At 34.0% G+C, this 247-nt stretch carries 1 protein-coding gene; it reads left to right on the top strand.

Features of this window, described 5'->3' with window-relative positions; translation table 11 throughout:
* Nucleotides 1-247, top strand: a 247-nt coding sequence (locus SB775_RS32565; RefSeq protein WP_410865424.1) for an EamA family transporter, incomplete at both ends; no start/stop codon positions are given.

Raw genomic sequence — 247 nt, 5'->3', positions numbered from 1 at the left:
TATTAGGAAAAGGAATTCAGCATACGAGTGCATATGCGATGACATTTTTACAAACGTTTTTAGGTATATTTTTATTACTGCCATTCGTAGACTTTGGAAAGTTTCAAGGGTTAACAGAGATGAACTGGATGATGATCACAGCGACAGGACTTATACATACGGGATTTGTATATTACTTATTTTTTGACAGTTTAAGAGATTTATCGACGAGATTAATTTCGGTATTAGTGTTTTTAGATCCTGCGGT

Source organism: Peribacillus sp. SIMBA_075 (assembly GCF_046534585.1).
Note: the sequence above shows the minus strand (reverse complement) of the source record. Positions and strands in the feature narration are given on the sequence as shown.